This window comes from Micromonospora sp. NPDC093277, from assembly GCF_044765245.1.
GTDB lineage: Bacteria > Actinomycetota > Actinomycetes > Mycobacteriales > Micromonosporaceae > Micromonospora.
This window is the reverse complement of the sequence record NZ_JBIWJO010000006.1, coordinates 22,769-43,690: the sequence shown is the minus strand read 5'-3', so window position 1 is coordinate 43,690 and position 20,922 is coordinate 22,769. Positions and strand designations below refer to the sequence as shown.

21 protein-coding genes and 1 riboswitch are annotated in these 20,922 nt (G+C 72.8%); of the genes, 10 read left to right on the top strand and 11 right to left on the bottom strand.

Going from position 1 to position 20,922, the window contains the following annotated elements:
* Positions 1-182 precede the first annotated feature (182 nt).
* A complete protein-coding gene (locus ACIRG9_RS14675) occupies positions 183-680 on the bottom strand; it encodes a hypothetical protein (RefSeq protein ID WP_402855042.1) in 498 nt (165 codons plus the stop codon).
* Between the two features lie 396 nt (positions 681-1,076).
* On the opposite strand from ACIRG9_RS14675, the gene ACIRG9_RS14670 reads away from it, so the two are divergent.
* From ACIRG9_RS14670 to ACIRG9_RS14655, 4 genes are all read left to right on the top strand, one after another.
* Positions 1,077-2,009, top strand: a complete 933-nt coding sequence (locus ACIRG9_RS14670; protein WP_402855040.1) for a hypothetical protein — start codon at positions 1,077-1,079, stop codon at positions 2,007-2,009.
* Positions 2,010-2,155: 146 nt separating this feature from the next.
* Positions 2,156-3,169, top strand: coding sequence for a tyrosine-type recombinase/integrase (locus ACIRG9_RS14665; protein ID WP_402855038.1), 1,014 nt, complete (start codon positions 2,156-2,158; stop codon positions 3,167-3,169).
* A gap of 272 nt (positions 3,170-3,441) precedes the next feature.
* Complete coding sequence (locus ACIRG9_RS14660) at positions 3,442-4,623, top strand: NRAMP family divalent metal transporter (protein ID WP_402855037.1); 1,182 nt, start codon at positions 3,442-3,444, stop codon at positions 4,621-4,623.
* Between the two features lie 169 nt (positions 4,624-4,792).
* A complete protein-coding gene (locus ACIRG9_RS14655; protein WP_402855036.1) occupies positions 4,793-5,671 on the top strand; it encodes a bifunctional 5,10-methylenetetrahydrofolate dehydrogenase/5,10-methenyltetrahydrofolate cyclohydrolase in 879 nt (292 codons plus the stop codon).
* Positions 5,672-5,752: 81 nt separating this feature from the next.
* Here the strand turns inward: ACIRG9_RS14655 and ACIRG9_RS14650 are convergent, their stop codons facing one another.
* Positions 5,753-6,541: an endonuclease/exonuclease/phosphatase family protein gene (locus ACIRG9_RS14650; protein WP_402855034.1), complete on the bottom strand. Its 789-nt coding sequence runs from the start codon at positions 6,539-6,541 to the stop codon at positions 5,753-5,755.
* Between the two features lie 185 nt (positions 6,542-6,726).
* On the opposite strand from ACIRG9_RS14650, the gene ACIRG9_RS14645 reads away from it, so the two are divergent.
* Positions 6,727-7,500, top strand: a complete 774-nt coding sequence (locus ACIRG9_RS14645) for a sulfite exporter TauE/SafE family protein (RefSeq protein ID WP_402855032.1) — start codon at positions 6,727-6,729, stop codon at positions 7,498-7,500.
* 39 nt (positions 7,501-7,539) lie between these two features.
* Here the strand turns inward: ACIRG9_RS14645 and ACIRG9_RS14640 are convergent, their stop codons facing one another.
* A complete protein-coding gene (locus ACIRG9_RS14640; protein ID WP_402855031.1) occupies positions 7,540-8,139 on the bottom strand; it encodes a malonic semialdehyde reductase in 600 nt (199 codons plus the stop codon).
* 95 nt (positions 8,140-8,234) lie between these two features.
* Between ACIRG9_RS14640 and ACIRG9_RS14635 the strand changes: the two genes are divergently transcribed.
* Both ACIRG9_RS14635 and ACIRG9_RS14630 read left to right on the top strand, forming a co-directional pair.
* On the top strand, positions 8,235-8,597 hold the full coding sequence (locus ACIRG9_RS14635) for a winged helix-turn-helix transcriptional regulator (protein WP_402855029.1): 363 nt from the start codon (positions 8,235-8,237) through the stop codon (positions 8,595-8,597).
* A 24-nt stretch (positions 8,598-8,621) separates the two neighbouring features.
* Positions 8,622-9,395, top strand: coding sequence for a GNAT family N-acetyltransferase (locus ACIRG9_RS14630; protein ID WP_402855027.1), 774 nt, complete (start codon positions 8,622-8,624; stop codon positions 9,393-9,395).
* A gap of 183 nt (positions 9,396-9,578) precedes the next feature.
* Here the strand turns inward: ACIRG9_RS14630 and def are convergent, their stop codons facing one another.
* Together def and ACIRG9_RS14620 are read right to left on the bottom strand one after the other, a co-directional pair.
* A complete protein-coding gene (def, locus tag ACIRG9_RS14625; RefSeq protein ID WP_402855025.1) occupies positions 9,579-10,088 on the bottom strand; it encodes a peptide deformylase in 510 nt (169 codons plus the stop codon).
* Between the two features lie 36 nt (positions 10,089-10,124).
* Positions 10,125-10,640: a MarR family winged helix-turn-helix transcriptional regulator gene (locus tag ACIRG9_RS14620; protein WP_402855023.1), complete on the bottom strand. Its 516-nt coding sequence runs from the start codon at positions 10,638-10,640 to the stop codon at positions 10,125-10,127.
* A 51-nt stretch (positions 10,641-10,691) separates the two neighbouring features.
* Here ACIRG9_RS14620 and pip point away from each other — a divergent pair, with 51 nt between their 5' ends.
* Positions 10,692-11,639, top strand: coding sequence for a prolyl aminopeptidase (gene pip / locus ACIRG9_RS14615; RefSeq protein WP_402855021.1), 948 nt, complete (start codon positions 10,692-10,694; stop codon positions 11,637-11,639).
* Positions 11,640-11,789: 150 nt separating this feature from the next.
* Here the strand turns inward: pip and ACIRG9_RS14610 are convergent, their stop codons facing one another.
* Positions 11,790-12,983, bottom strand: coding sequence for a chorismate-binding protein (locus ACIRG9_RS14610; RefSeq protein WP_402855020.1), 1,194 nt, complete (start codon positions 12,981-12,983; stop codon positions 11,790-11,792).
* A gap of 123 nt (positions 12,984-13,106) precedes the next feature.
* Here ACIRG9_RS14610 and ACIRG9_RS14605 point away from each other — a divergent pair, with 123 nt between their 5' ends.
* Positions 13,107-13,307 (top strand): DUF5999 family protein, encoded by a 201-nt coding sequence (locus ACIRG9_RS14605; RefSeq protein ID WP_073833165.1) that lies wholly within the window; start codon positions 13,107-13,109, stop codon positions 13,305-13,307.
* A 126-nt stretch (positions 13,308-13,433) separates the two neighbouring features.
* Here ACIRG9_RS14605 and gcvP read toward each other — a convergent pair whose 3' ends face one another.
* Together gcvP and ACIRG9_RS14595 are read right to left on the bottom strand one after the other, a co-directional pair.
* On the bottom strand, positions 13,434-16,256 hold the full coding sequence (gene gcvP, locus ACIRG9_RS14600) for an aminomethyl-transferring glycine dehydrogenase (RefSeq protein ID WP_402855018.1): 2,823 nt from the start codon (positions 16,254-16,256) through the stop codon (positions 13,434-13,436).
* Positions 16,257-16,329: 73 nt separating this feature from the next.
* A riboswitch (glycine riboswitch) is annotated at positions 16,330-16,429 on the bottom strand.
* 63 nt (positions 16,430-16,492) lie between these two features.
* The gene (locus tag ACIRG9_RS14595; RefSeq protein ID WP_402855017.1) at positions 16,493-17,362 is read right to left on the bottom strand and encodes an NAD-dependent protein deacetylase; all 870 of its coding nucleotides are present in this window, start codon (positions 17,360-17,362) and stop codon (positions 16,493-16,495) included.
* Positions 17,363-17,499: 137 nt separating this feature from the next.
* Here ACIRG9_RS14595 and ACIRG9_RS14590 point away from each other — a divergent pair, with 137 nt between their 5' ends.
* Positions 17,500-18,159, top strand: coding sequence for an NAD(P)H-binding protein (locus tag ACIRG9_RS14590; RefSeq protein ID WP_402855015.1), 660 nt, complete (start codon positions 17,500-17,502; stop codon positions 18,157-18,159).
* Between the two features lie 57 nt (positions 18,160-18,216).
* On the opposite strand, the gene ACIRG9_RS14585 is transcribed toward ACIRG9_RS14590, so the two are convergent.
* From ACIRG9_RS14585 to ACIRG9_RS14575, 3 genes are read right to left on the bottom strand one after another with little or no spacing between them, the layout of a single operon-like run.
* A complete protein-coding gene (locus ACIRG9_RS14585; protein WP_402855013.1) occupies positions 18,217-18,972 on the bottom strand; it encodes a DivIVA domain-containing protein in 756 nt (251 codons plus the stop codon).
* Positions 18,969-20,135: a globin domain-containing protein gene (locus tag ACIRG9_RS14580; RefSeq protein WP_402855012.1), complete on the bottom strand. Its 1,167-nt coding sequence runs from the start codon at positions 20,133-20,135 to the stop codon at positions 18,969-18,971. The genes ACIRG9_RS14585 and ACIRG9_RS14580 overlap by 4 nt, the downstream gene beginning before the upstream one ends.
* A gap of 2 nt (positions 20,136-20,137) precedes the next feature.
* Positions 20,138-20,533 carry a group 1 truncated hemoglobin gene (locus ACIRG9_RS14575; protein ID WP_402855010.1) on the bottom strand — a complete coding sequence of 132 codons (396 nt, stop codon included), beginning with the start codon at positions 20,531-20,533 and terminating at the stop codon, positions 20,138-20,140.
* Positions 20,534-20,922 lie beyond the last annotated feature (389 nt).

The window sequence follows — 20,922 nt, the reverse complement described above, 5'->3', positions numbered from 1 at the left end:
ACCAGGGACGGACTTCTCCTGTGCTCGTCGCCGTCCCCCGGTATTGGTTCCCGGTTGCCCTTGGACGGCGGTCAGCCTCGCGCGCGGCAGCTCATCGACGCATAACAATCACACGGGGCTCCTGGAGATCTCAAGCACGCCGAGGTGACAGTTTGGTGCCGGTGGATCTGCCGGGGCCCCGACTACGCGGGCGGCTGCCGCTCCCACCCGTCGGCCGACCTGAGCACCCCCATAGCCGCCCCGTCGTCCTTCACCTCGCGGGGCTGGCTGATCAGCTCCTGCGGCAGGCGAACCTCCGCCTTGACATCCGCCCGCTGATCGTCGACCGAGAGCCGGACGGAGGCCGTGACCCCATCAGGACGGCCGCGGAACAGGACCTCCCACCCGCCAGCTGCATGTGAGCAGACGGCGTTGACATCAGCGCCGGCCTGCTCATCGAGGCCGAGATCCGCGCACCGTGCGTGGACCGCTGCCCGGGCGAGGAGCACGAGGTCGGGGTCCTGGGGCCCGGGATCGGGGGACACCTTGCCGCGTCGCAGCCGGCCGAGTGCCGCCTTGAGCCCGTCGTACGCCACGTTCCCCAGCACTCCGGACGCAATGGCCGACCCGAGGTAGATGACGGTCGACTGTGCCCATCCGGAGAACTCGATGGCGTCGGTCCAGCCGCTGCTGGGAATCACGGCGGCTTGTTCATGTTCCGAGGTTCGGACCGGGGGCACGAATATGGGGGAGTTGATGACGTTGGCGGTGCCGGAGGGATGCGGAGCGGGGTCGCCGGACCCGGGGGGTCCGATCGCGGGACGCCCGCCGGCCGGGCGCACATCGTCGGTCATGGCCGAAGAGTAGTGAGACGGTCAAGGCGGCGGTGAATTTGACGCCCGAGAGAGACAACCCCTGCGGCAACCGGTCGCTGCTACGGCCGATCGCCGAGCATTCGATAATGTACATTATGTCAAGTAGCGAGGTGGCGCCTCCCTCGCCGCCGCCCGGCACATGCGCCCGGCCGACGGATCGGATGATCTTCAGCCGGCCGAGCGGTCGTTCCGTGCGAGCGACGCGCCTCGTACCGTCGCCCGGTGAACAGGCGCACGGTCATCGTGACGGCGCTCGGGGCCGTCGCCGCCGAGCTGGTCGCCAGCATCTGGTATCCGGTGCCCGTCTACATCGCCTGCTCCGCAACCGGGCTGATCATGTTCGTCGCGGCCGTGATTGTGGCCTGGCCACGCAGGAGACAGCCCTGGGCGGCGTTCCTGGTCGACGAGCGCGATCGCAGCTTTCGGACGCCGGTGCACGCCGACAATCTTCTCCTCGGCCTGGCCTGCCTGCAGTTCGCCGCGCTGGGCCTGGCAGTCAGCCGCGTGACCTGGGCCGGGCTCGCCGTCGGGCTGTTGTTCGGGAGCTTGGTCGCGGGGTTGTGGCGGGCGCTGTGGCGGGGCGCCGGGTTGACCCTGCGGCCCGGCGGGATCGAGGCCGGTAAGACGGCTGGCGCGCTGGTCATTCCGTGGGAGGCGCTCGGGCCGGAGCAGCCGACCCGCGGCGACAACTGGTGGCAGCTCAAGCTGCACTACGCCCGACCGGAGCTGGTCACCTCGACCGGATGGACGCTGGCGCGCGACGAGGCCGTCTTCGAGGACGGGGACCCGGACTTCGTTGCCAAGGCGATCGCCACGTACGCCGCCGAGCCGGATCGCCGGCACGCGATCGGCACCCGCGCCGAACTCGAACGCCTCCAGGCGGGCGAACCCGGGCAGCGACGTCGCCGGATCCGAGAGTACGTCGAACCGGCGCCGACCGGCACGACCGTGCGACGGGTGATCGTGGGACTGGTCCTGCTCGCCCTCTGCTCCGCCGCCGCCTACGTTGCCGACCGGCGGGGCTGGCCGGACTGGGTCAGCTTCCCGTTCGGTTGGTTCGGGGGGCGTCAGCTCTATCTGGCGGGCGCCGGATGGCGGGCGGCTCGCCGGGCCCGGCGAGCCGCCCGGTCGAGGCCGCGTGAGGGTCGGTTCTGAAGACGACCGTCCCGGCCTCCCCCGGGGCGTGGTCGGCGGGCACTGTCAGTCATGGTCGGTGTCGCCGCCGGCTCTGCGCATGTGGTGTCGCCCGCTCACCTCCCGCACGGATGACTGGAATGCGAAAATCATGCATAATATCCCTTATGCATGACAAACCGGACGAGTCGGTAGGGCGACTGATCGAGGAGTTCCTGACCGCCCGGGCCACCCGCAAGCCCTCCCCCCACACCCTCGCGGCGTACCGGCGGGACCTGCTCACGGTCGCCCAGCTCGCGGCCGAGCACGCCACCCCTCCCCTCCCCCTCGACGAACTGGAGATCACCGCCCTCTCCCCCCGGCTCATGCGGACGGCGTTCGCCCGGTTCGCCGGTCCCCGCGCCGCCGCTTCGGTCCACCGTGCCTGGTCCACCTGGAACAGCTTCTTCACCTTCCTGGTCGCCGAGGGTGTCGTACCCGGGAATCCGATGCCGGCGGTGGGGCGGCCCCGCACGCCGCTCCCCCAGCCCAAGCCGCTGCGCGGCGAGGACACCCCGGAGGAACTGCTGGCCGCGGTTGCCCGCGCGGAGGGCCGGCAGCGTGACCCGTGGCCGGAGCGCGACCTGGCGGTGTTGGCGCTGGCGCTCTGCGCGGGACTGCGCCTGTCCGAGCTGCTGGCGTTGCGGGTGGCGTCGCTGGCCGGCCGCGACGGCGAGCGACGGGTGGACGTCGCCGGCAAGGGCGGGCGTCCTCGGACGGTGCCGATCGAGGCGGGCGTGGACCGGGTGCTGGCGGACTATCTCGACAGCCGCCGTCGCCGGTTCGGGGCGCGCAGCGTACGCCCGGACTCGCCGTTGCTGGTGGACCGGCGGGGTGAGGCCCTGCGCCGGGGTGGTCTGCAGTACCTGGTGGAGTCCTGCTACCGGCGGGCGGGCATCGGTGACCGGGTGCCGCGTGGGGCGCGGCTGCACGCGTTGCGGCACACGTTCGCGACCCGGTTGGCGGAGGACGGGGCGAGCGCGGCGGAGATCATGCGGTTGCTGGGGCACGCGTCGTTGGCGTCGTCGCAGACGTACATCGAGGTGACGGCGGGTCAGCAGCGGGCGGCGGTGCGATCCAACCGGACCAATCTGGTGTTGGCGGAGTTGTTGGGGCCTGGGGCGGTTGATCCGGGTCGTTAACGATTCGGGGCTTCCGGGAACTTCCGTACTCGGTGGCCGGCTCGCTGTCACACTCTGAGAGTGCGCGACCGCCGAAGGGTGCGAGGTTCGAGTAGCGGCCGGATGTGAGGCGTCCGGCCGGCGGGTCGGGCTGGGCCGGGTCGGTGCCGTCGGCGGGGGTCGTGATGGGTGAGCGACGGCTGCCGTGGGTTGGTCGCGGGAGGCGCGGGCGCGGATCGGTGCCGGCGGCGGGTTCCCGCGGGTTGGGGTTCAGGTCGCTGGGTCCGGGTCTGGTGTCGGGGGCGGCGGACACCGATCCGACCACGGTGGCGACGTTGGTCGTGGTCGGGGCGAGCACGATGTTCGGGCTGGCGTGGCTGACCTTGTTGATGATGCCGGCGCTGGTGGTGGTGCAGATTCTGGCCACCCGCGTGGGTGTGCTGTCCGGGCGTGATCTTCAGCGGGCGGTACGTGACGGGTACGGCCGGGTGGCGAGTGTCCTGCTGCTGGTTTCCGTTCTGGCGGTCAACGTGGTGACGATCGCGGCGGACGTCGCGGCCGGTGCGGCGGCGATCGGTCTGCTGATCGGGGTGGAGTCGCGTTGGCTCGTTCCGGGCTTCGCCGCGGGGGTGCTCACTCTGCTGCTGTGGGGCAAGTACGACGAGGTCGAGCGGGTGCTGAAGCTGGTGATGCTGGGTCTGCTCGCGTATGGGGTGGCGGCGGTTCTGGCGCGGCCGGACTGGTTGGCGGTGGCGCGGGGCAGTCTGGTTCCGACGGTGCCGTTCACCCGGGAGCACCTGGCCGGGATGTTGGCGATCCTGGGCACGACGTTGACCAGCTACATGTATGTGTGGCAGACGGTGGAGCAGGTCGAGGAGCCGTGTGCCCGGGGGGAGCTCAGGTTCCGCGAGTTCGACGCGCTGGTGGGTGGTGCCCTGGCGGCGGTGATCTTCTGGTGCATTCTGGTTGCCAGTGGTGCGACGTTGGGCGTGCGCCATGAGCACGTGGACACGGCTGAGCAGGCGGCGCAGGCGCTTCGCCCGTTGGCGGGGCCGTTGGCGGGTGCGTTGTTCGCGGGTGGGTTGCTCGCCTCCGCGATCATCGCGGTGCCGGTGATCATGTCGACTGGCGGGTATGTGACCGCCAGTGCCTTCGGTTGGCCGCGGGGGTTGAGTCGTTCGCCTCGGCAGGCGCCGCGTTTCTATGCGGTGGTGGTCGCGCAGACGTTGGCCGGTGTTGCGCTGGCCTCGACGGGGATCGGTGCGATCCGGTTGTTGTTCGTGGCGAGCCTGATCGGCGGGATCGCGACTCCGGTGGGGTTGGTTCTGTTGGTGTTGGCGGCGGGGAATCCGAGGTTGGTCGGTGCGACTCGTATTCATCTGGGTCTGCGGGCGGCGGGTTGGGTGATCGCCGCGGTGGTCGCGGTGGTCGGCGTGGTGTTTCTGGCTCAGCAGGCGCGGCTGCTTCCGGGGTGAGGGTGGCCGCGCGGTGTCGTGGTGTGGGTGGGGCGACGGGCGGGTGCGTTCGTGTGGCGGGCTGTGGCAGGCTGGGCGGGAACGCGACTGGCGGCACAGGGATGGCTGTAACCATCGGGGAGCTCGTCGCGGGGGTCGACCGCCTGGGCCTCCGTGGGCGGGGTGTGGCATGTCTTCTTCGGGTGCGTCGGCTCGGCTGCTGCCGGGTGGGCCGGTGGCGGAGCGGGTGTTGGCGGAGGTCGCCGAGGATGTGGCGGCGTTGCGCGCCGCGGGGGTGACGCCGGCGTTGGCGACGGTGCTGGTGGGTGACGACGACGCGAGCGCGGGCTATATCCGGATCAAGCAGCGGCAGGCGGCGGAGTTGGGGTTCGTGTCGCCGCATGTGCATCTTCCGGCGTCGGCGTCGCAGGCGGACCTGCACGCGGTGTTGGAGGATTTCAACGCCGACAAGGGTGTGCACGGGGTGTTGGTGCAGTATCCGATTCCGGGGCAGTTGGACTACGACCGGGCTCTTGCGGTGCTGGACCCGGACAAGGACGTGGACGGGATGCATCCGGTGAACATGGGCCGGTTGGCGTTGGGGTTGCCAGGTCCGTTGCCGTGTACGCCGGCGGGGATCGAGGCGTTGTTGGCGTTTCATGGGGTGCCGGTGTCGGGCCGTGAGGTGGTGATCCTGGGTCGGGGGGCCACATTGGGTCGGCCGTTGGCGATGTTGCTGGCGCAGAAGCGGCCGACGGCGAACGCGGCGGTGACGGTGGTGCACACCGGGGTGGCGGACTGGCCGCGGTACACGCGGCGGGCGGAGATTCTGGTGGCGGCGGCGGGGGTGCCGGGGATCGTGCGGCCGGAGCATGTGCGGCCGGGCGCGGTGGTGGTCGGTGGTGGGGTGCGGTACGAGGGGCGGCGGCTGTTGCCGGATGTGGATGAGTCGTGTGCCGAGGTGGCGGGGGCGATCACGCCGCGGGTCGGTGGGGTGGGTCCGACGACGGTGGCGATGTTGTTCCGTAATGCGGTGCGGGCGGCGCGGTGGGCGTCGGGGTTGGGCTGAGCTGGGTTGGTGGCGGGGCGGCCGTTCCGGGTGGAGAGCCGGTCGATGGCGGCGGCTTCCGGCGGCTTCGGGTGGTCGGGGTCAGCTGTGCGGGCCGAGGTCGACGATGAGGGGCCGGTGGTCGGAGATGGTGGACAGTGGTGTGGTGACGGCGGTGACGGGTGGCAGCCGGTCGAGGTCGTGGCGGTCGGCGAGGATGTGGTCGAGTTGGACGCGGGGCTGTCCGGCCGGGTAGGTGGGGCGTCGGCCGAGGGGCCGCCAGCGGGTCAGCAGGGCGGCGGGCCCGGCGGGCAGGTTGAGGTCGCCGAGGAGGATCCGTGGGGCGGGCAGGGTGCGCAGGGCGCGGATGACGCGGCGTAGTTGGAGGAGGTTCCAGCCGGGGACGAAGGAGAGGTGGGTGGCGGCGACGGTGAGTGGTCCGTAGGGGGTGTCGAGGACGGCGGCGAGGACGACGCGGGGTTCGTCGTGCAGCAGGACGAGTCCGCCGCCGGGGCCGGGGACGTAGACCGGGGAGCGGACGGGGGCGGGGCGGAGTCGGGTGACCTGCCAGGAGCGGACGGGGTGGCGGCTGACCAGGCCGATGCCGTAGCAGGGTTCGCCGTGGCCGTCGTCGTCGTGGGTGAGGGGGCGGAACTGTTCGCCGGGGGTGCCGACGACGGCGGCGGCGAAGCGGTGTTCGGGGGCGTCGAGGGCGCGGGCGGCGATGGCGGTGAGGTCGAGGTTGCCGCTGCGGGACTGGTCGCGGTCGACTTCCTGCAGGGCGAGGACGTCGGCGTCGAGTGCGGTGACGGCGGCGGCGAGCCGGTCGGGTTCGACGAGTCCGTCGGTGAGGGACCGGCCGTGCAGCAGGTTGAAGGTGGCCAGGCGCACCAGTCAACCCTACGTCCGCGTGGCAGGCTTGCCGGGTGCTGAAGGCGTTGGTCTGTTCGGTGCTGGTGTTCGTGGCGGTGGCGTCGGCGGGTTTGTGGTTGCGGCGTCGTCGGGGGCGTTGAGCGGCGGTGAGGCTGGCCACAACCGGGCTTGTTGTGGCGGTGGTGGTGGGCAGAATGCCGCCCGTGGATCTTGTGTCGTTGTCCACCCTGTTGGGCGTGGCCGCGGTGGCGGGTTGGGTGGATGCGGTGGTGGGTGGTGGTGGCCTGTTGTTGTTGCCGGCGTTGCTGGTGGCGGCGCCGGGGGTGCCGGTGGCCACGGCGTTGGGTACGAACAAGTTGGCCGCGATCTTTGGTACGTCGACGGCGGCGGTGACGTATGCGCGGCGTACGAAGCTGGACTGGGCGGTGGCGGGTCCGTCGGCGGGGCTGGCGGTGTTGACCGCGGGGTTGGGTGCGGCTCTGGCGGGGGCGGTGCCGGCGGGTGCGTACCGGCCGGTGGTGTTGGTGGTGCTGGTGTCGGTGGCGGTGTTCGTGTTGTCCCGGCCGCGGCTGGGTGTGGTGGCGTTGCCGCAGCGGCGTACGCGGGTGCGGGTGGTGGCTGCGGTGGCGGTGGCCGGCTTGGGCATCGCCCTGTACGACGGGTTGATCGGGCCGGGTACGGGCACGTTCCTGGTGTTGGCGTTCACCGCGTTGGTGGGGGCGGATTTCGTGCACGGGTCGGCGATGGCGAAGGTGGTCAACGCGGGCACGAATCTGGGGGCGTTGGTGGTGTTCGCGGCCACCGGGCACGTGTGGTGGCTGTTGGGTGCGGCGATGGCGGTGTGCAACGTCGTGGGCGCGGCGGTGGGGGCGCGGATGGCGTTGCGGCGCGGCGCGGGTTTCGTGCGGGTGGTGTTGCTGGTCGTGGTGGTGGCGTTGGTGGGCCGGCTGGGTTACGACCAGTGGGTGGCCGGCTGACCGGCCCGGCCACCACCGGGCCGGTCAGCCGGGCTGGTGTCAGGCGTGTCGGACGATGTCGTCGTAGTCGAGGCGGGGCAGTCGGGGGAACCATGCGTCCGGGCCGGGCTTGCCGAGGTTGACCACGAGCAGGGATTTCCAGCTGGTGTCGGCGAGGAATTCCTTGTCGATGCCGGCGGCGTCGAAGCCGGCCATCGGTCCGGTGGCCAGGCCGGCGGCGCGGGCGGCGAGCAGCCAGTAGGCGATCTGCAGGGTGGCGTTGAAGCGGGCCATGTGTTCGCGGCTGGCGGGGTCGCCGTCGAGGGTGTCGCGCATCTGGGGGCGGATCGGGAAGATCCGCGGGATGTGGTGGTGGAAGTCGGTGTCGGCGGCGAGTACGGCGACGACGGGCGCGGTGGCGGTCTTGGCGCGGTTGCCGTCGTTCATGTGGGTGAGCAGCCGCTCGCGGGGTTCGCCGTGGCGGACGTAGAGCACCCGCAGGGGTTGGGTGTTGGCGGCGGTGGGCGGGTACTTGGCGAGTTCGTGGATGGCGCGGAGTTGTTCGTCGGTGACCGGTTCGTCGGTGAAGGTGTTGGCGGTGCGGGCGTCGGTGAACAGGAGGGCCTGCGCGTCGGGGTGCAGGGCGATGGGGTCGTTCATGTGGTTCCTCGCTCTTGGCGAACTGCTCCGCAATTGGCAGCAGCTAGCTTTTTAGTAGTGCCTCGGGTGTCAGGGTAGCCCCGTATCCTGAAGTGGTGACAGTCAGGCCGGAAGTGAGCCACACGCCACGGGCGTGCGACGGGGGCCTCGCCCGCGCCTTCGCGTTTCTCGGCAAGCGGTGGAACGGCGTGCTGCTGGGCACCCTCGCCAACGGCCCCGCCGGGTTCGCCGAGCTGGGCCGCGCGCTGCCGGGCATCAGCGAGTCGGTGCTGTCCGACCGGCTCGGCGAGCTGTGCCGGGTCGGTCTGGTCTCCCGCACGGTGCGGGAGGGGCCGCCGCTGGGGGTCAGCTACCAGCTCACCGACCGGGGGTCCGCGCTGCTGCCGGCCCTGGACGCGCTCGCCCGCTGGGCCCACGAGAACCTGCCCGCCGAGGCGGGACGCGGCGGCGGCTGCTGACGGACGGCATGTGATCATCGGCTGATGCCTGTCCGCGCCGAACACGACCGGGCCGTCCTGGCCGAGCTGCTGAGCCGGGATCCGGTGCTGCACGCGTACCAGCTGGGTGACCTGGACGACTTCTTCTGGCCGTATACCTCCTGGTTCCGCCGCGGCGATCAGGTGGCGCTGCTCTATCACGGTGTCGAGCTGCCGACGCTGCTGGTGTTCGCCTCGCCGCCGGCCACCGGCGAGGCGGCCGCGCTGCTGGACGAGCTCGCGCCGGTGCTGCCGGCCCGGTTGTGGGCGCACCTCTCCCCCGGCCTGGAGGCCACCGTGGCGCGCTGGTACGCGGTGTCCGACGCCGCCGGGCACCACCGGATGGCGTTGACCGACCCGGCCCGGCTGGCCCGGGTGACCCCCGCCGGCGAGCCGCTCGACCGCGCGGACCTCCCGGCGCTGTTGGACCTGTACGCCGCCGCGTACCCGGGCAACTGGTTCGACCCGCGGATGCTGGACACCGGCCGGTACGTGGGCATCCGGGACGGCGGCGACCTGGTCGCGGTCGCCGGGGTGCACGTGTGGTCCCCCACCTGGCGGGTGGCGGCTCTGGGCAACGTCACCACCCACCCGCGGGTGCGTGGCCAGGGGCTGGCCGCGGCGGCCGTGGCGGCGCTCTGCGCCCGGCTGCGCGCCGACGTCGACCACGTGACGCTCAACGTCCGGGCCGACAACGGCACCGCCGTACGCCTCTATGAGCGGCTCGGCTTCACCCGGGTCGCCGACTTCACCGAGTGCGGGTTGCGCCGCCTTCCGTGACCGGGCGGCCGGCTGCTGTGCCCCTGTCCAACCGCCGCGCCGGGTCGACAACCCGACGCGCAACCGGGGTGGGTCGACCTGTGCACCGGTGACTCCGCCGACCCGTCGGTGCGGTTCGGGCCGTTCCCCGCGAAGTGATCCGATGAGCGGGGGTGGCCGGGTGGGCCGGGCACCCCCGCGTCGTCACAGTCGCCGGCCGGGCGAGTCGAACCGGCCGGCGCGGATCTCCCGCAGGGCCCGGCGTCGGGTGTCGCCGCGCAGCGTGTCGACGTACAGGCGGCCGTACAGGTGGTCGGTCTCGTGTTGCAGGGCGCGGGCCAGGAAACCGCTGCCGGCGATGGTCAGCGGCTGGCCGTGCTCGTCGAAGCCGTGCGCGGTGGCGTGCATCGCCCGCGAGGTCGGGAAGTACAGGCCGGGGATGGACAGGCAGCCCTCGTCGTCGTCCTGGCGTTCCTCCGACAGCTCCAGCGTCGGGTTGATCAGGTGGCCGCGGTGGCCGTCGGCGTCGTAGACGAACACCTGCGCGCTCACCCCGATCTGGGGCGCGGCGACCCCGGCGCGGCCGGGCGCGCCGAGCAGCGTGTCCATCAGGTCCTGCACCAGGGCGCGCAGGTCGGCGTCGAAGCTGGTCACCGGCTCGCACGGGGTACGCAGCACGGCGTCGCCGATGGTCCGGATCGGGCGCATAGTCATGCCCGAAAGGCTATCCGGCCGTTACCCGCGGTGTCGTCAGCACGCGCCGGCGGGCCGGCGGCCGATCGGCGCGTGGCGGGGTGCCAGGCCGGTGTCGGCGATCCGGTCGCGCAGCGGGCGGCGGCGCAGCGCCGCGAGGACCGCGTGCAGTTCGTCGGCCAGCGGTACGGGCAGCTCGGTGTCGAGGCGGCGCATGGCGGCGGTGGTGGCCGCCCATTCGGCCTCGACGACGGGCAGCAGCGCCCGCGCCCGGTCGGTGAGGGTGACGATGCGCTGCCGGCCGTCGGCGCCGGGGGTGAGGGTGACCAGGCCGGCGCGGCTCATCTGGGCGACGGTCTGGCTGGCCGCGGAGTGGGTGACCCCGACCCGGGTGGCGAGGTCGCGGATGGGCAGCGGCCCGTCGGCGACCAGCACCCGCACCAGCGGCGAGTAGCGGGGCCGGTAGTCGGCCACGTCGAGGCCGGTGTAGACGGCGGCGACGTCGCCGTCGAGCAGTTCCAGCACGTGGCGCAGCAGGGTGCCCAGCGCCTCGCGATCGGGGGTGGCGGTCACGTCCGCTAATGTAACAGCGCTGTTGCATCTGGGATGTGGGAGGGAACCGGGATGTATCCACCGATCGAGCCGTACGCGCACGGCCTGCTCGACGTCGGCGACGGCCAGCACGTGTACTGGGAGACCTGCGGCAACCCGGACGGCCGTCCCGCCCTGGTGGTGCACGGCGGCCCCGGCTCCGGCGCCACCCCGTCCTGGCGGCGGCTGTTCGACCCGGCCGCCTACCGGATCGTCCTTTTCGACCAGCGCGGCTGCGAACGCAGCACCCCCCACGCCGGCGACCCGGCCGTGGACCTGTCGGTCAACACCACCGCCCACCTGCTCGCCGACATGGAACGACTGCGCGAGCACCTCGGCGTCGACCGGTGGCTGCTCTGCGGCGCCTCCTGGGGTTCGTCGCTGTCCCTGGCGTACGCCCAGCGCCACCCGGACCGGGTCAGCGCGCTGGTGCTGTTCAGCGTCGTCGCCAACACCCGCCGCGAGATCGACTGGGTGACCCGCGACATGGGCCGGATCTTCCCGCGGGAGTGGGCCCGGTTCCGCGACGGCGTGCCCGCGGCGGACCGGGACGGTGACCTGTCCGCCGCGTACGCCCGGCTGGTCAACGACCCGGACCCGGCGGTGCGGGAGCAGGCCGAGCGTGACTGGTGCGCCTGGGAGGACGTGCACGTCTCCCTCGCCGGCGGGTTCGAGCCCAGCCCCCGCTACGCCGACCCGGTGTTCCGGGCGTGCTTCGTGCGGATCGTGACCCACTACTGGAGCCACCTCGGCTTCCTGCCCGACGGGCAGGTGCTGCGCGACGCCGGGAAGCTCGCCGGCATCCCCGGCGTGCTGGTGCAGGGCCGCCTCGACGTGAGCGGCCCGCCGGACATCGCCTGGCAGCTGACCCGCGACTGGCCGGACGCCCGGCTGGAGATCGTCGAGACCGGCGGCCACGGTAGCGGCCACGGGGTGGGCGAGCGCGTGGTCGCCGCCCTGGACGCCTTCGCCCACGCCTGACCGGCCGGCCACGCCCGGCCGCCCGCCGCCGCAGCGACCCTTCGTCGCCGGCCGGTCGTCTGGGCGGTCGTCTGGGCGGTCGTCTGGGCGGTCGTCTGGGCGGTCGACGTCGGTCGGTCGTGCCGGCGCGGCCGATGCCGCGGCGCGGGGTCAGCCGGCGGCGAGCAGGGCGCGCACCGGGGCTGCCTTCGCCGCCGCCTCGGCGACCTCGGCGGCCGGATCGCTGTCCCAGGTGATGCCGCCACCGGCCCACAGGTGCAGCCGCTCGGCGTCGGCCGCGGCGGTGCGGATCGTCAACCCCAGGTCGATCCGGCCGGGGCCGACCCAGCCGAGCGCGCCCATGCCGGCGCCCCGCCCGACCGGCTCCAGGACCGCGATCCGGTCCAGCGCGGCGAGCTTGGGCGCGCCGGTCACCGACCCTCCCGGGCACACCGCGCGCAGCAGCTCGGCCAGGCCCAGCCCGTCGGCGGGCGCCGCCGACACCGTCGACTCCGCCTGCCACAGGTCACACCACCGGCGTACGGCGAACAGCTCGTCCACCCGCACCGAGCCGGTGCGGGCCACCCGGGCCAGGTCGTTGCGTTCCAGGTCGACGATCATGACGTGCTCGGCGCGTTCCTTCGCCGAGGCGAGCAGTTCCCGCCGTCCGGCGGTGGTGGCCGGCCGGGTGCCCTTGATCGGCCGGGTGACCAGGCGGCCGGCCTCGAGGGCGATCAGCGTCTCCGGTGAGGCGCAGCCGATCGCCCAGCCCGCGCCGGTCAGGGTGCCGCCGTAGCGGGCGCCGGGCAGGGCGGCCAGCCGGGCGAGCGCGGGCCGGGGGTCCCCGGCGTACGGCGCGGCGGCGTGGCCGACCACGTTGACCTGGTAGACATCGCCGCGGCCGATGGCGGCGCGCACCGCGGCCACGGCGTCGGCGTGCTGTCGGGGGGTCCAGCTGTCCCGCCAGTCCCCCAGCCACCAGTTGCTGCCGGCCGGGGGCTGCGGCGCGGGCGGCCGGTCGGCATGGCCGTAGACGACCACCACCAGGTCGGGCAGCGCCGGCGCCGGGGTGGGCGCGCCGGGCGCGCCGCCGGCGGCCCGCGCCCCGGCGGCGGCGGACAGGTACAGGGCGGCCCCGCAGACCCCGGACGGGTCGTGGCCGGCCGGGCGGGCCAGGTCGTCCAGGGCGATCCCGTGCGCGGCGAGGAACTCCTGCGCCAGCGTGGCCGGGTCGCCGCCGTCGGCGGTCCGCCACTGCAGGCGCGCCCGTTCCACGAGCCGTTCCCGGCAGCCGCCGGGGGCGCCGGGTACGTCAATCACCCTCTGTGGGAGCGCTTCCACGCCGTCTGGCCCATCCTCGCTCATCCGTTCAGCCGATTTAAGGTGAACAAGACGGAAGCCTGCTCGATAGCGCGCGCTTCCGCTTGGTACTGTGCGTCACTGGTCATGTGAACCATGACACAGCGCCCCCACAGCCCGGAGAACCCGATGTGCCAGCACCAGCCCACCTGCCCCTCCGCCGAGGCGACCGACCGCGAAGCCGCCCGCGTCCTCGCCTGCTTCCGTGAGCAGGGCTGGAGCCTGCTCTGCAACGGTGTCATCGTGTTCGAGGACACCGGCGAACTGCTTCCCGACGGCAGCACCATCGCCCCGCACCGCGGCCCCGCCCGACACGCCCTTGTCGCCTGATTTTCACCACGCTGCGTGATCGCAGCGTGGCATCGACCCAGGCCGGCGCCCCTGCCCGGTGGCCGGCCCCGTGCCTGGTCGACATCCTGGCCGGGGCGGCCCGACGACCGCCCCGGCATCCGCGTCTCAGCTCTCGAACGCCTCCGGTGACGGGCACGAGCAGACCAGGTTCCGGTCGCCGTACGCCCCGTCGATGCGCCGCACCGGCGGCCAGTACCGCCCCGCCCGCTCCACCCCGGCCGGGTACGCCCCCACCGACCGCGGGTACGGGTGCGGCCACTCGTCTCCGGAGACCATCGCCGCGGTGTGCGGGGCGTTGCACAGCGGGTTGTCCCCGGTCGGCCACTCACCCGACGCCACCTTGTCGATCTCCGCCCGGATCGCGATCATCGCGTCGCAGAACCGGTCCAGCTCGGCCAGGTCCTCACTCTCGGTCGGCTCCACCATCAGCGTCCCCGCCACCGGGAACGACATCGTCGGCGCGTGGAAGCCGTAGTCGATCAGCCGCTTCGCCACATCGTCGACGCTCACCCCGCTGGCCTTCGTCAACGGCCGCAGGTCCAGGATGCACTCGTGCGCCACCAGACCCTTGTTGCCGGCGTACAGCACCGGGAAGTGGTCGCGCAGCCGCGCCGCCACATAGTTCGCCGCCAGCACCGCCGTCCCGGTCGCCCGGGTCAGCCCCTCGGCACCCATCATCCGCAGGTACGCCCACGGGATCGGCAGGATCCCCGCCGACCCGTGCTTCGCCGCGGAGATCGCCGGCCGCCCGTCCTCGGCCGCCCCGGCCGGGTCGCCGGGCAGGAACGGCGCCAGATGCGCCCGCACCGCCACCGGACCCACCCCGGGCCCGCCGCCGCCGTGCGGAATGCAGAACGTCTTGTGCAGGTTCAGGTGCGACACGTCCGCGCCGAACCGCCCCGGCTTGGCGAACCCGACCAGCGCGTTGAGGTTCGCCCCGTCGACGTACACCTGACCGCCGGCGTCGTGCACCTTCGCGCACAGCTGCGCGATACCCGTCTCGTACACGCCGTGCGTCGACGGATACGTCACCATGATCGCCGCCAGGGAGTCCCGGTGCTTGTCGATCTTCGCGTCGAGGTCGACCAGGTCCACGTTGCCGTCCGCGTCGCAGCCGACCACCACCACCCGCATGCCGGCCATCACCGCCGACGCCGCGTTCGTACCGTGCGCCGACGACGGGATCAGGCACACGTCCCGATGCCCCTCACCGCGCTGCCGGTGATACGCCCGGATGGCCAGCAGCCCAGCCAGCTCCCCCTGCGAACCGGCGTTGGGCTGCACGCTGACCGCGTCGTACCCGGTCACCTCCGCCAGCCAGTCCTCCAGCTGGCCGATCAGCTCCCGGTACCCGGCGGTCTGCTCCGGCGGCGCGAACGGGTGCAGGTGCGCGAACTCCGGCCAGGTGATCGCCTCCATCTCGGTGGTGGCGTTCAGCTTCATCGTGCACGACCCCAACGGGATCATGCCCCGGTCCAGGGCGTAGTCGAAATCGGCCAGCCGCCGCAGGTAGCGCAGCATCGCCGTCTCCGAGCGGTGGCGGTGGAACACCGGGTGGGTGAGGAAGTCGCTGGTGCGCCGCAACGCCGCCGGCAGCCGGGTGTCGGTCTCACCCTGCGCGGCCGGCACCCCGAACGCGGCGCACACCGCGTCCAGGTGCGCCGCGGTGGTGGTCTCGTCGCAGGAGATCCCCACCCGGTCGGCGTCGACCAGCCGCAGGTTGACGGTGCGCTGCGCGGCGGCGGCCACCACCTCGGCGGCCCGCCCCGGCACGACGGCCGTGATCGTGTCGAAGAACGGCACCTCGACGACCTCCACGCCACCGGCGCGCAGCGCGCCGGCGAGCCGCGCCGCCGCCCGGTGGGTGCGCTCCGCGATCTGTCGCAGCCCGTCCGGGCCGTGGTAGACCGCGTACATGCCGGCCATCACCGCCAGCAGCACCTGCGCGGTGCAGATGTTGCTGGTCGCCTTCTCCCGTCGAATGTGCTGCTCGCGGGTCTGCAACGCCAGCCGGTACGCCGGGTTGCCGTCCGCGTCCTTCGACACGCCCACGAGACGGCCGGGCAGCATCCGCTCCAGGCCCGCCCGCACCGCCAGGTAACCGGCGTGCGGCCCGCCGAAGCCCATCGGCACACCGAAGCGCTGCGTGGTGCCGGCGGCGATGTCGGCGCCGATCTCCCCCGGCGGACGCAGCAGCGTCAACGCCAGCAGGTCCGCGGCCACGCACACCAGCGCCCCGACCCGGTGGGCCGCCTCGACCAGGCTCGTGTGGTCGCGGACCGCCCCGGACGCCCCCGGATACTGCAGGTGCAGGCCGAAGAACTCGGCGGGCAGCTCGTCACGGCCGAGGTCGAGCACCCGCACGTCGATGCCGAGCGGCTCGGCCCGGCTGCTGACCACCGCGATGGTCTGCGGCAGCGCGTCGGCGTCCACCACGTACACCGGGCTCTTGCTCTTCGACGCGCGGCGGGCCAGGGTCATCGCCTCGGCCGCGGCGGTGCCCTCGTCGAGCATCGACGCGTTCGCCGTGGCCAGCCCGGTCAGGTCGGTGACCATCGTCTGGAAGTTCAGCAGCGCCTCCAGCCGGCCCTGGCTGATCTCCGGCTGGTACGGCGTGTACGCGGTGTACCAGGCCGGATCCTCCAGCACGTTACGGCGGATCACCGCCGGGGTGTGCGTGCCGTGGTAGCCCAGGCCGATCATCGACACGGCGACGGTGTTGCGGGCCGCCAGGGCACGCAGCTCGGCGATCGCCTCCTGCTCGCTGGCCGGCTCCGGCAGGTCCAGCGTGCCGTGCCAGCGGATCACCTCGGGGATCGCGGCGTCCATCAGCTCGTCGACGGAGCTGTGGCCGACGGTTTCCAGCATCCGGCGCTCGTCGCCAGGGTCGGGACCGATATGCCGGTCTGCGAACTGTGCTGCGGTCATGCGCTGCGCTCCTTGTCGGGGCGAGGTCGACAGGTCGGCCTCCCCCTGAGTCGCGCACACGCGCTCCACAGCGCCTGCCCACGTGGTCCTTTTGCCTGAGAGGTTCCGGGGAGGAATATGCCCCTTCGGCGCCGTCCGGGGTGTTTCCGGGCGGTCTCTCCCGCGTGGGTGGTACCGGCATGGTCAACGCTACCAGCGGCCGTGTTTCCGGCTCACGTCCTCCCCGCCCGGCGCCGTCACACCGCCGCCGGGGAACCGGCGGCGACGGCCGGGCCGGCGACCCGGTCGGCCAGCGCGGCCAGCACCTCGCCCAGCGGCCCGTCCACGGTCAGGGTGGCGTACCCGTCGCCGCGGGTCGGCCCCTGGTTGACGATGGCCACCGGAATGCCGAGCTTCGCCGCCCGGATCACGAACCGGCGCCCCGACATCACCGTCAACGACGAGCCGAGCACCAGCACCGCCCGGGCCCTCTCGACCAGGGCGAAACACGCGGCGACGCGGGGCGCGGGCACGGTCTCGCCGAAGAACACCACGTCCGGCTTCAGCGTGCCGGTGCCGCAGATGCCGCAGTCGACCGTCCGGAACCCGGCGACCGCCTCGGCGGGCAGGTCGACGTCGCCGTCCGGGTTGACGTGGGCGACCCGCGCGACGAAACCCGGATTGGCCTGCCGCAGCCGCCGGTCCAGCTCGTCCCGGGAGGTCAGGTTGCCGCAGTTCAGGCACACCACCTCGTCGAGGCGGCCGTGCAGCTCGACCACCCCGGTGCTGCCGGCCGCGGTGTGCAGCCCGTCGACGTTCTGCGTGATGATCCCGCCGACCAGACCGGCCCGCTGCAGCCGTGCCACCGCCCGGTGCCCCACGTTCGGGGCCGCCCGGGCGACCAACCGCCAACCCAGGTGGCTGCGCGCCCAGTAGCGCCGCCGTGCCGCCGCGTCCCGGGTGAACTCCTGGAACGTCATCGGGGTGTGCCGGCGGGCCGCGCCGCTGGGCCCACGGTAGTCCGGGATGCCCGACTCGGTGGACAACCCGGCGCCGCTGAGCACCACCACGCCCCCGGCGCCCACCAGCCGGGTCAACACGTCGAAGGTCTGCCTCACCCCGTCCATGCTGCCTCAACCGTCCCCCGGCGACGACCGGCCCGGCTCCGCGGGCGTGGACCGCGACCGGCAGCCCGCGCCACCAGCCGGCGACCGGGGGACGCGCTCGCCCGCCCATCGGCCCACCCGGCGACTAGGTTGAGACCATGCGAGTCGTCATCGCCGGAGGCCACGGCAAGATCGCCAAGCTGTTGGAACGGGAACTCGCCGGGCGCGGCGACACCGCCGTCGGACTGATCCGCAACCCCGACCACGCCGCCGCGCTGCGCGCCGCCGGCGCCGAACCGGTCGTGGCCGACCTGGAACACACCGACGTCGACACCGTCGCCGCCCACCTGGCCGGCGCGGACGCGGTGGTGTTCGCCGCCGGCGCCGGACCGGGCAGCGGCGCCGCCCGCAAGGACACCGTCGACCGGGCCGCCGCCGTGCTGCTCGCCGACGCCGCCCAACACGCCGGCGTCCGCCGCTACCTGCTGGTCTCCTCGATGGGCGTGGAGGCCCCACCCCGGCCCGGCCGCGACGAGGTGTGGGCGGCGTACCTGCGGGCGAAGAAAGCCGCCGAGGACGAGATCACCCGCCGGGACCTCGAGGTGACGGTGCTGCGCCCCGGGCGGCTCACCGACGACCAGCCCGTCGGGCGGATCACCCTCGCCCGGCACGTCGACCCCGGCGAGGTCACCCGCGCCGACGTGGCCCGCGTCCTGCTCGCGCTCCTCTACGAGCCGGCCACCACCGGGCTGACCCTGGAACTCGTCGGCGGGGAGACACCGATCGCCGACGCGATCCGCGCGGCTACCGCCAGCTGACCCGCCGACGCCGCCACGGCCCGCCGGTCAGGGGTGACCGGCGGACCGTGGCCATGCTCAACGCTGATGGCGTGGCGCCAGGGCGACCCGCACCCGACCACCGCCCACCGCCGCAGCACCACCGGCGCCCACGGCCGCACCGCCGCCGTTCCCGGCCGCGCCGCTGGCACCCACCGCCCCGCCGGCGGTGACCTCCGCCGCGATCCGCTCCATGGTCCGCGCCAACTGCTCACTGCCGTCATCGAGGTGCCGGGCCGCGGCCTGCATGTGCGAGATCATCATCTCGCCGAAGATCCGCAACACCTCCCGAGCCGCCACCGAGTCGTCGAAGTTCGCGCCGGAGTTGCTGCGGTACTCCGCCACCGCCCGCTCGGCCTCCTGCTTCGCCTCCTCCGCCGCCGCCCGCATGTAGCTCTCATACTGCATCCGGGCGTACTCGGCCACCCGCTGGGCGTAGTCGTGCGCCTGGGCGATGATCTGCTCGGCCTCCCGCTGCGCCGCCGACAGCAGGTTGACCTCCTTCGCCGCCGGCAGCTTCGCCGCCCCGGCGCTCGGCAGCACCCCGTGCCGGTGCAGCTCCAGATGATCGTTGAGCCGCTCGTTCTCCGCCCGCAGATTCGCCACCTGCGTCGCCAGCACATCCAGCTCGTCGGCCACCTGCATGCGGAACCGGTCCACATCCGTCGGGTCGTAGCCCCGGCGGGTGAACGACGCCGCGTCGAACTCCCACCGCCGCACCCGGTCCGAGGTCATCCGGATCTGCACGCTGGAGACCTGGCTCCCGTCGTACCCACTGATCGGAGTTGCGCTCACCGGACACCTCCGGAATCGTCAGGGGCGATCGCCGTCCGCCACGTCGGCCCGTACCAGTGCTTGCCGAAACCCTCATGGTGCAGCTGCCCGTGGTGGTAACCCGCCCCGGTCAACGTCCCCACCGAATGGCTCACCATGTCGTCGGAGCCGCAGATGTAGACGTGCCGGGACCGCCAGTCCCCGTCGGCCAGCGCCTGGTCCACCACGTGCGTGAACTCCCCGGGCCGCTGGAAGTCGGCGCCCACCACGTAGGTGACCGTCAACCACGGGTACGACGCCGCCAACTTGTCGATGGCGTCCGTGTCGTAGAACTCGCTGCGCGAACGGGCCCCCAGGTACAGGTCGACCCGGCGGCGGGAACCCTCCGCGGCGACCTGCTCCACCAGCGACTTGATCGGTGCCCAGCCGGTGCCGCTGGCCAGCAGCAGCAAATCCGCCGACCCGGCCGGCCACAGCGTCAACCGGTCACCCACCGGCGCGGCCAGGTGGACCTGATCCCCCACCGCGCTCCCGTACACCAGACGCGACGACACCACGCCGCCCGGCGCCGCCCGCACGTGCAGCTCCAGGGTGCCGTCCGCGCGCGGCGCGTTCGCCGGCGAGTAGTACCGCCACGCCCGCACCGCCGGATGGGACACCCCGATCGACTGGCCCGGCGAGAACGGCAGCAGGTACTGCGGGCGCAACGTCAGCACCGCCAGGTCGAACGCCCGCCGCTCGTGCCCGAGGATCTCGGCCACCCACCACGGCGGCTTCTCCGACTCGGCGGCATGCGCGGCGTCGATCATCACCTGCGAGACCAACCCGTACGCCGCCGTCCAGTCCTGGGCCAGCTCGTCGGTCCACGCCTCGCCGAGGAAATGCCGCAGCGTCGCCACCAGCGCCTCACCGACCGCCGGATAGTGCTCGTCACGCACCGCGAACTTGCGATGGTCGGCGCCGAGATCCTGCAGGAACCCGACCAGGCCGTCGACCTGGTCCACGTTGGACACGACGTGCCCCAGCGCGGTCACCAACCGGTCCCGCTGCCCCGCCATGTTCGTGGGGAACATCTGCCGGGTCTCCGGATGGGCCAGGAACAACATCGAATAGAAATAGAGCGGCACCTGGTCGCCGTGCGCGGCAACCAGGGACCAGCTCTGCTTCAGCCGTGCCGCGTCCACACTCAGGCGTCCGTCCCGCGGCCCTGTGCCACCACCTGGTCCTGCACCTTGCCCAGCACGCCCTGCACGTCCCCGATGATGTCCCCCGGCACACCCAGCTCCGTCAGCGTCGCGGTCAGGTGCTCACCGACCTTGACATAGTGCGCCACCGGAATGTTCAACGACTGATGCGCCTCGGCCAGGCCCCGGCCGGCGTACTCGTTCGGCCCACCGAGCACCACCGTCAACATCAGCGCCAGGTGCCGCCGCTGCTCCGCCATGTTGATGTCGGTGAAGTAGCCAATCAGCTCCGGGTCGGCGAGCACCTTGTCGTAGAACAGCGCCACCGCCGCCTTCACCGAAGCGGCGCCGCCGATCCGCTCGTAGTGGGAGGGGGCGGTCTCTTCAGTAACCGTCACGGTCGTTCCTTCCAGCACTCAGGGCCACGCCGATCGACGCGGAGGGGCAACCGGTCGGCTGGCGGGCAGTTGCCGTGACGTCGTTGCCAGCACGACCGTGTGGGACGATAGCGCGCCATCCGGACAAGGTCACGCCCGCCCTATCAGATTCCTGACACCAGCCGTCCAGGTAGCGCTCCCATCATCCGCACGGACCGTCCACGAGAAAATCACTGCTCGTCACCTACCCCCGACCGGTCCACGTGACACACCTCCACCATGGACGGGCCCGCAACCCGGCGCGCCCGCCACCCCGCAGACGGCCCCTGACCACCGCAAACGCCAACCACCACCGGTCGCCGCCCGGCCCCGGACACCAGTCCCACCAACCGGACCCGCGCCGGGTCGCC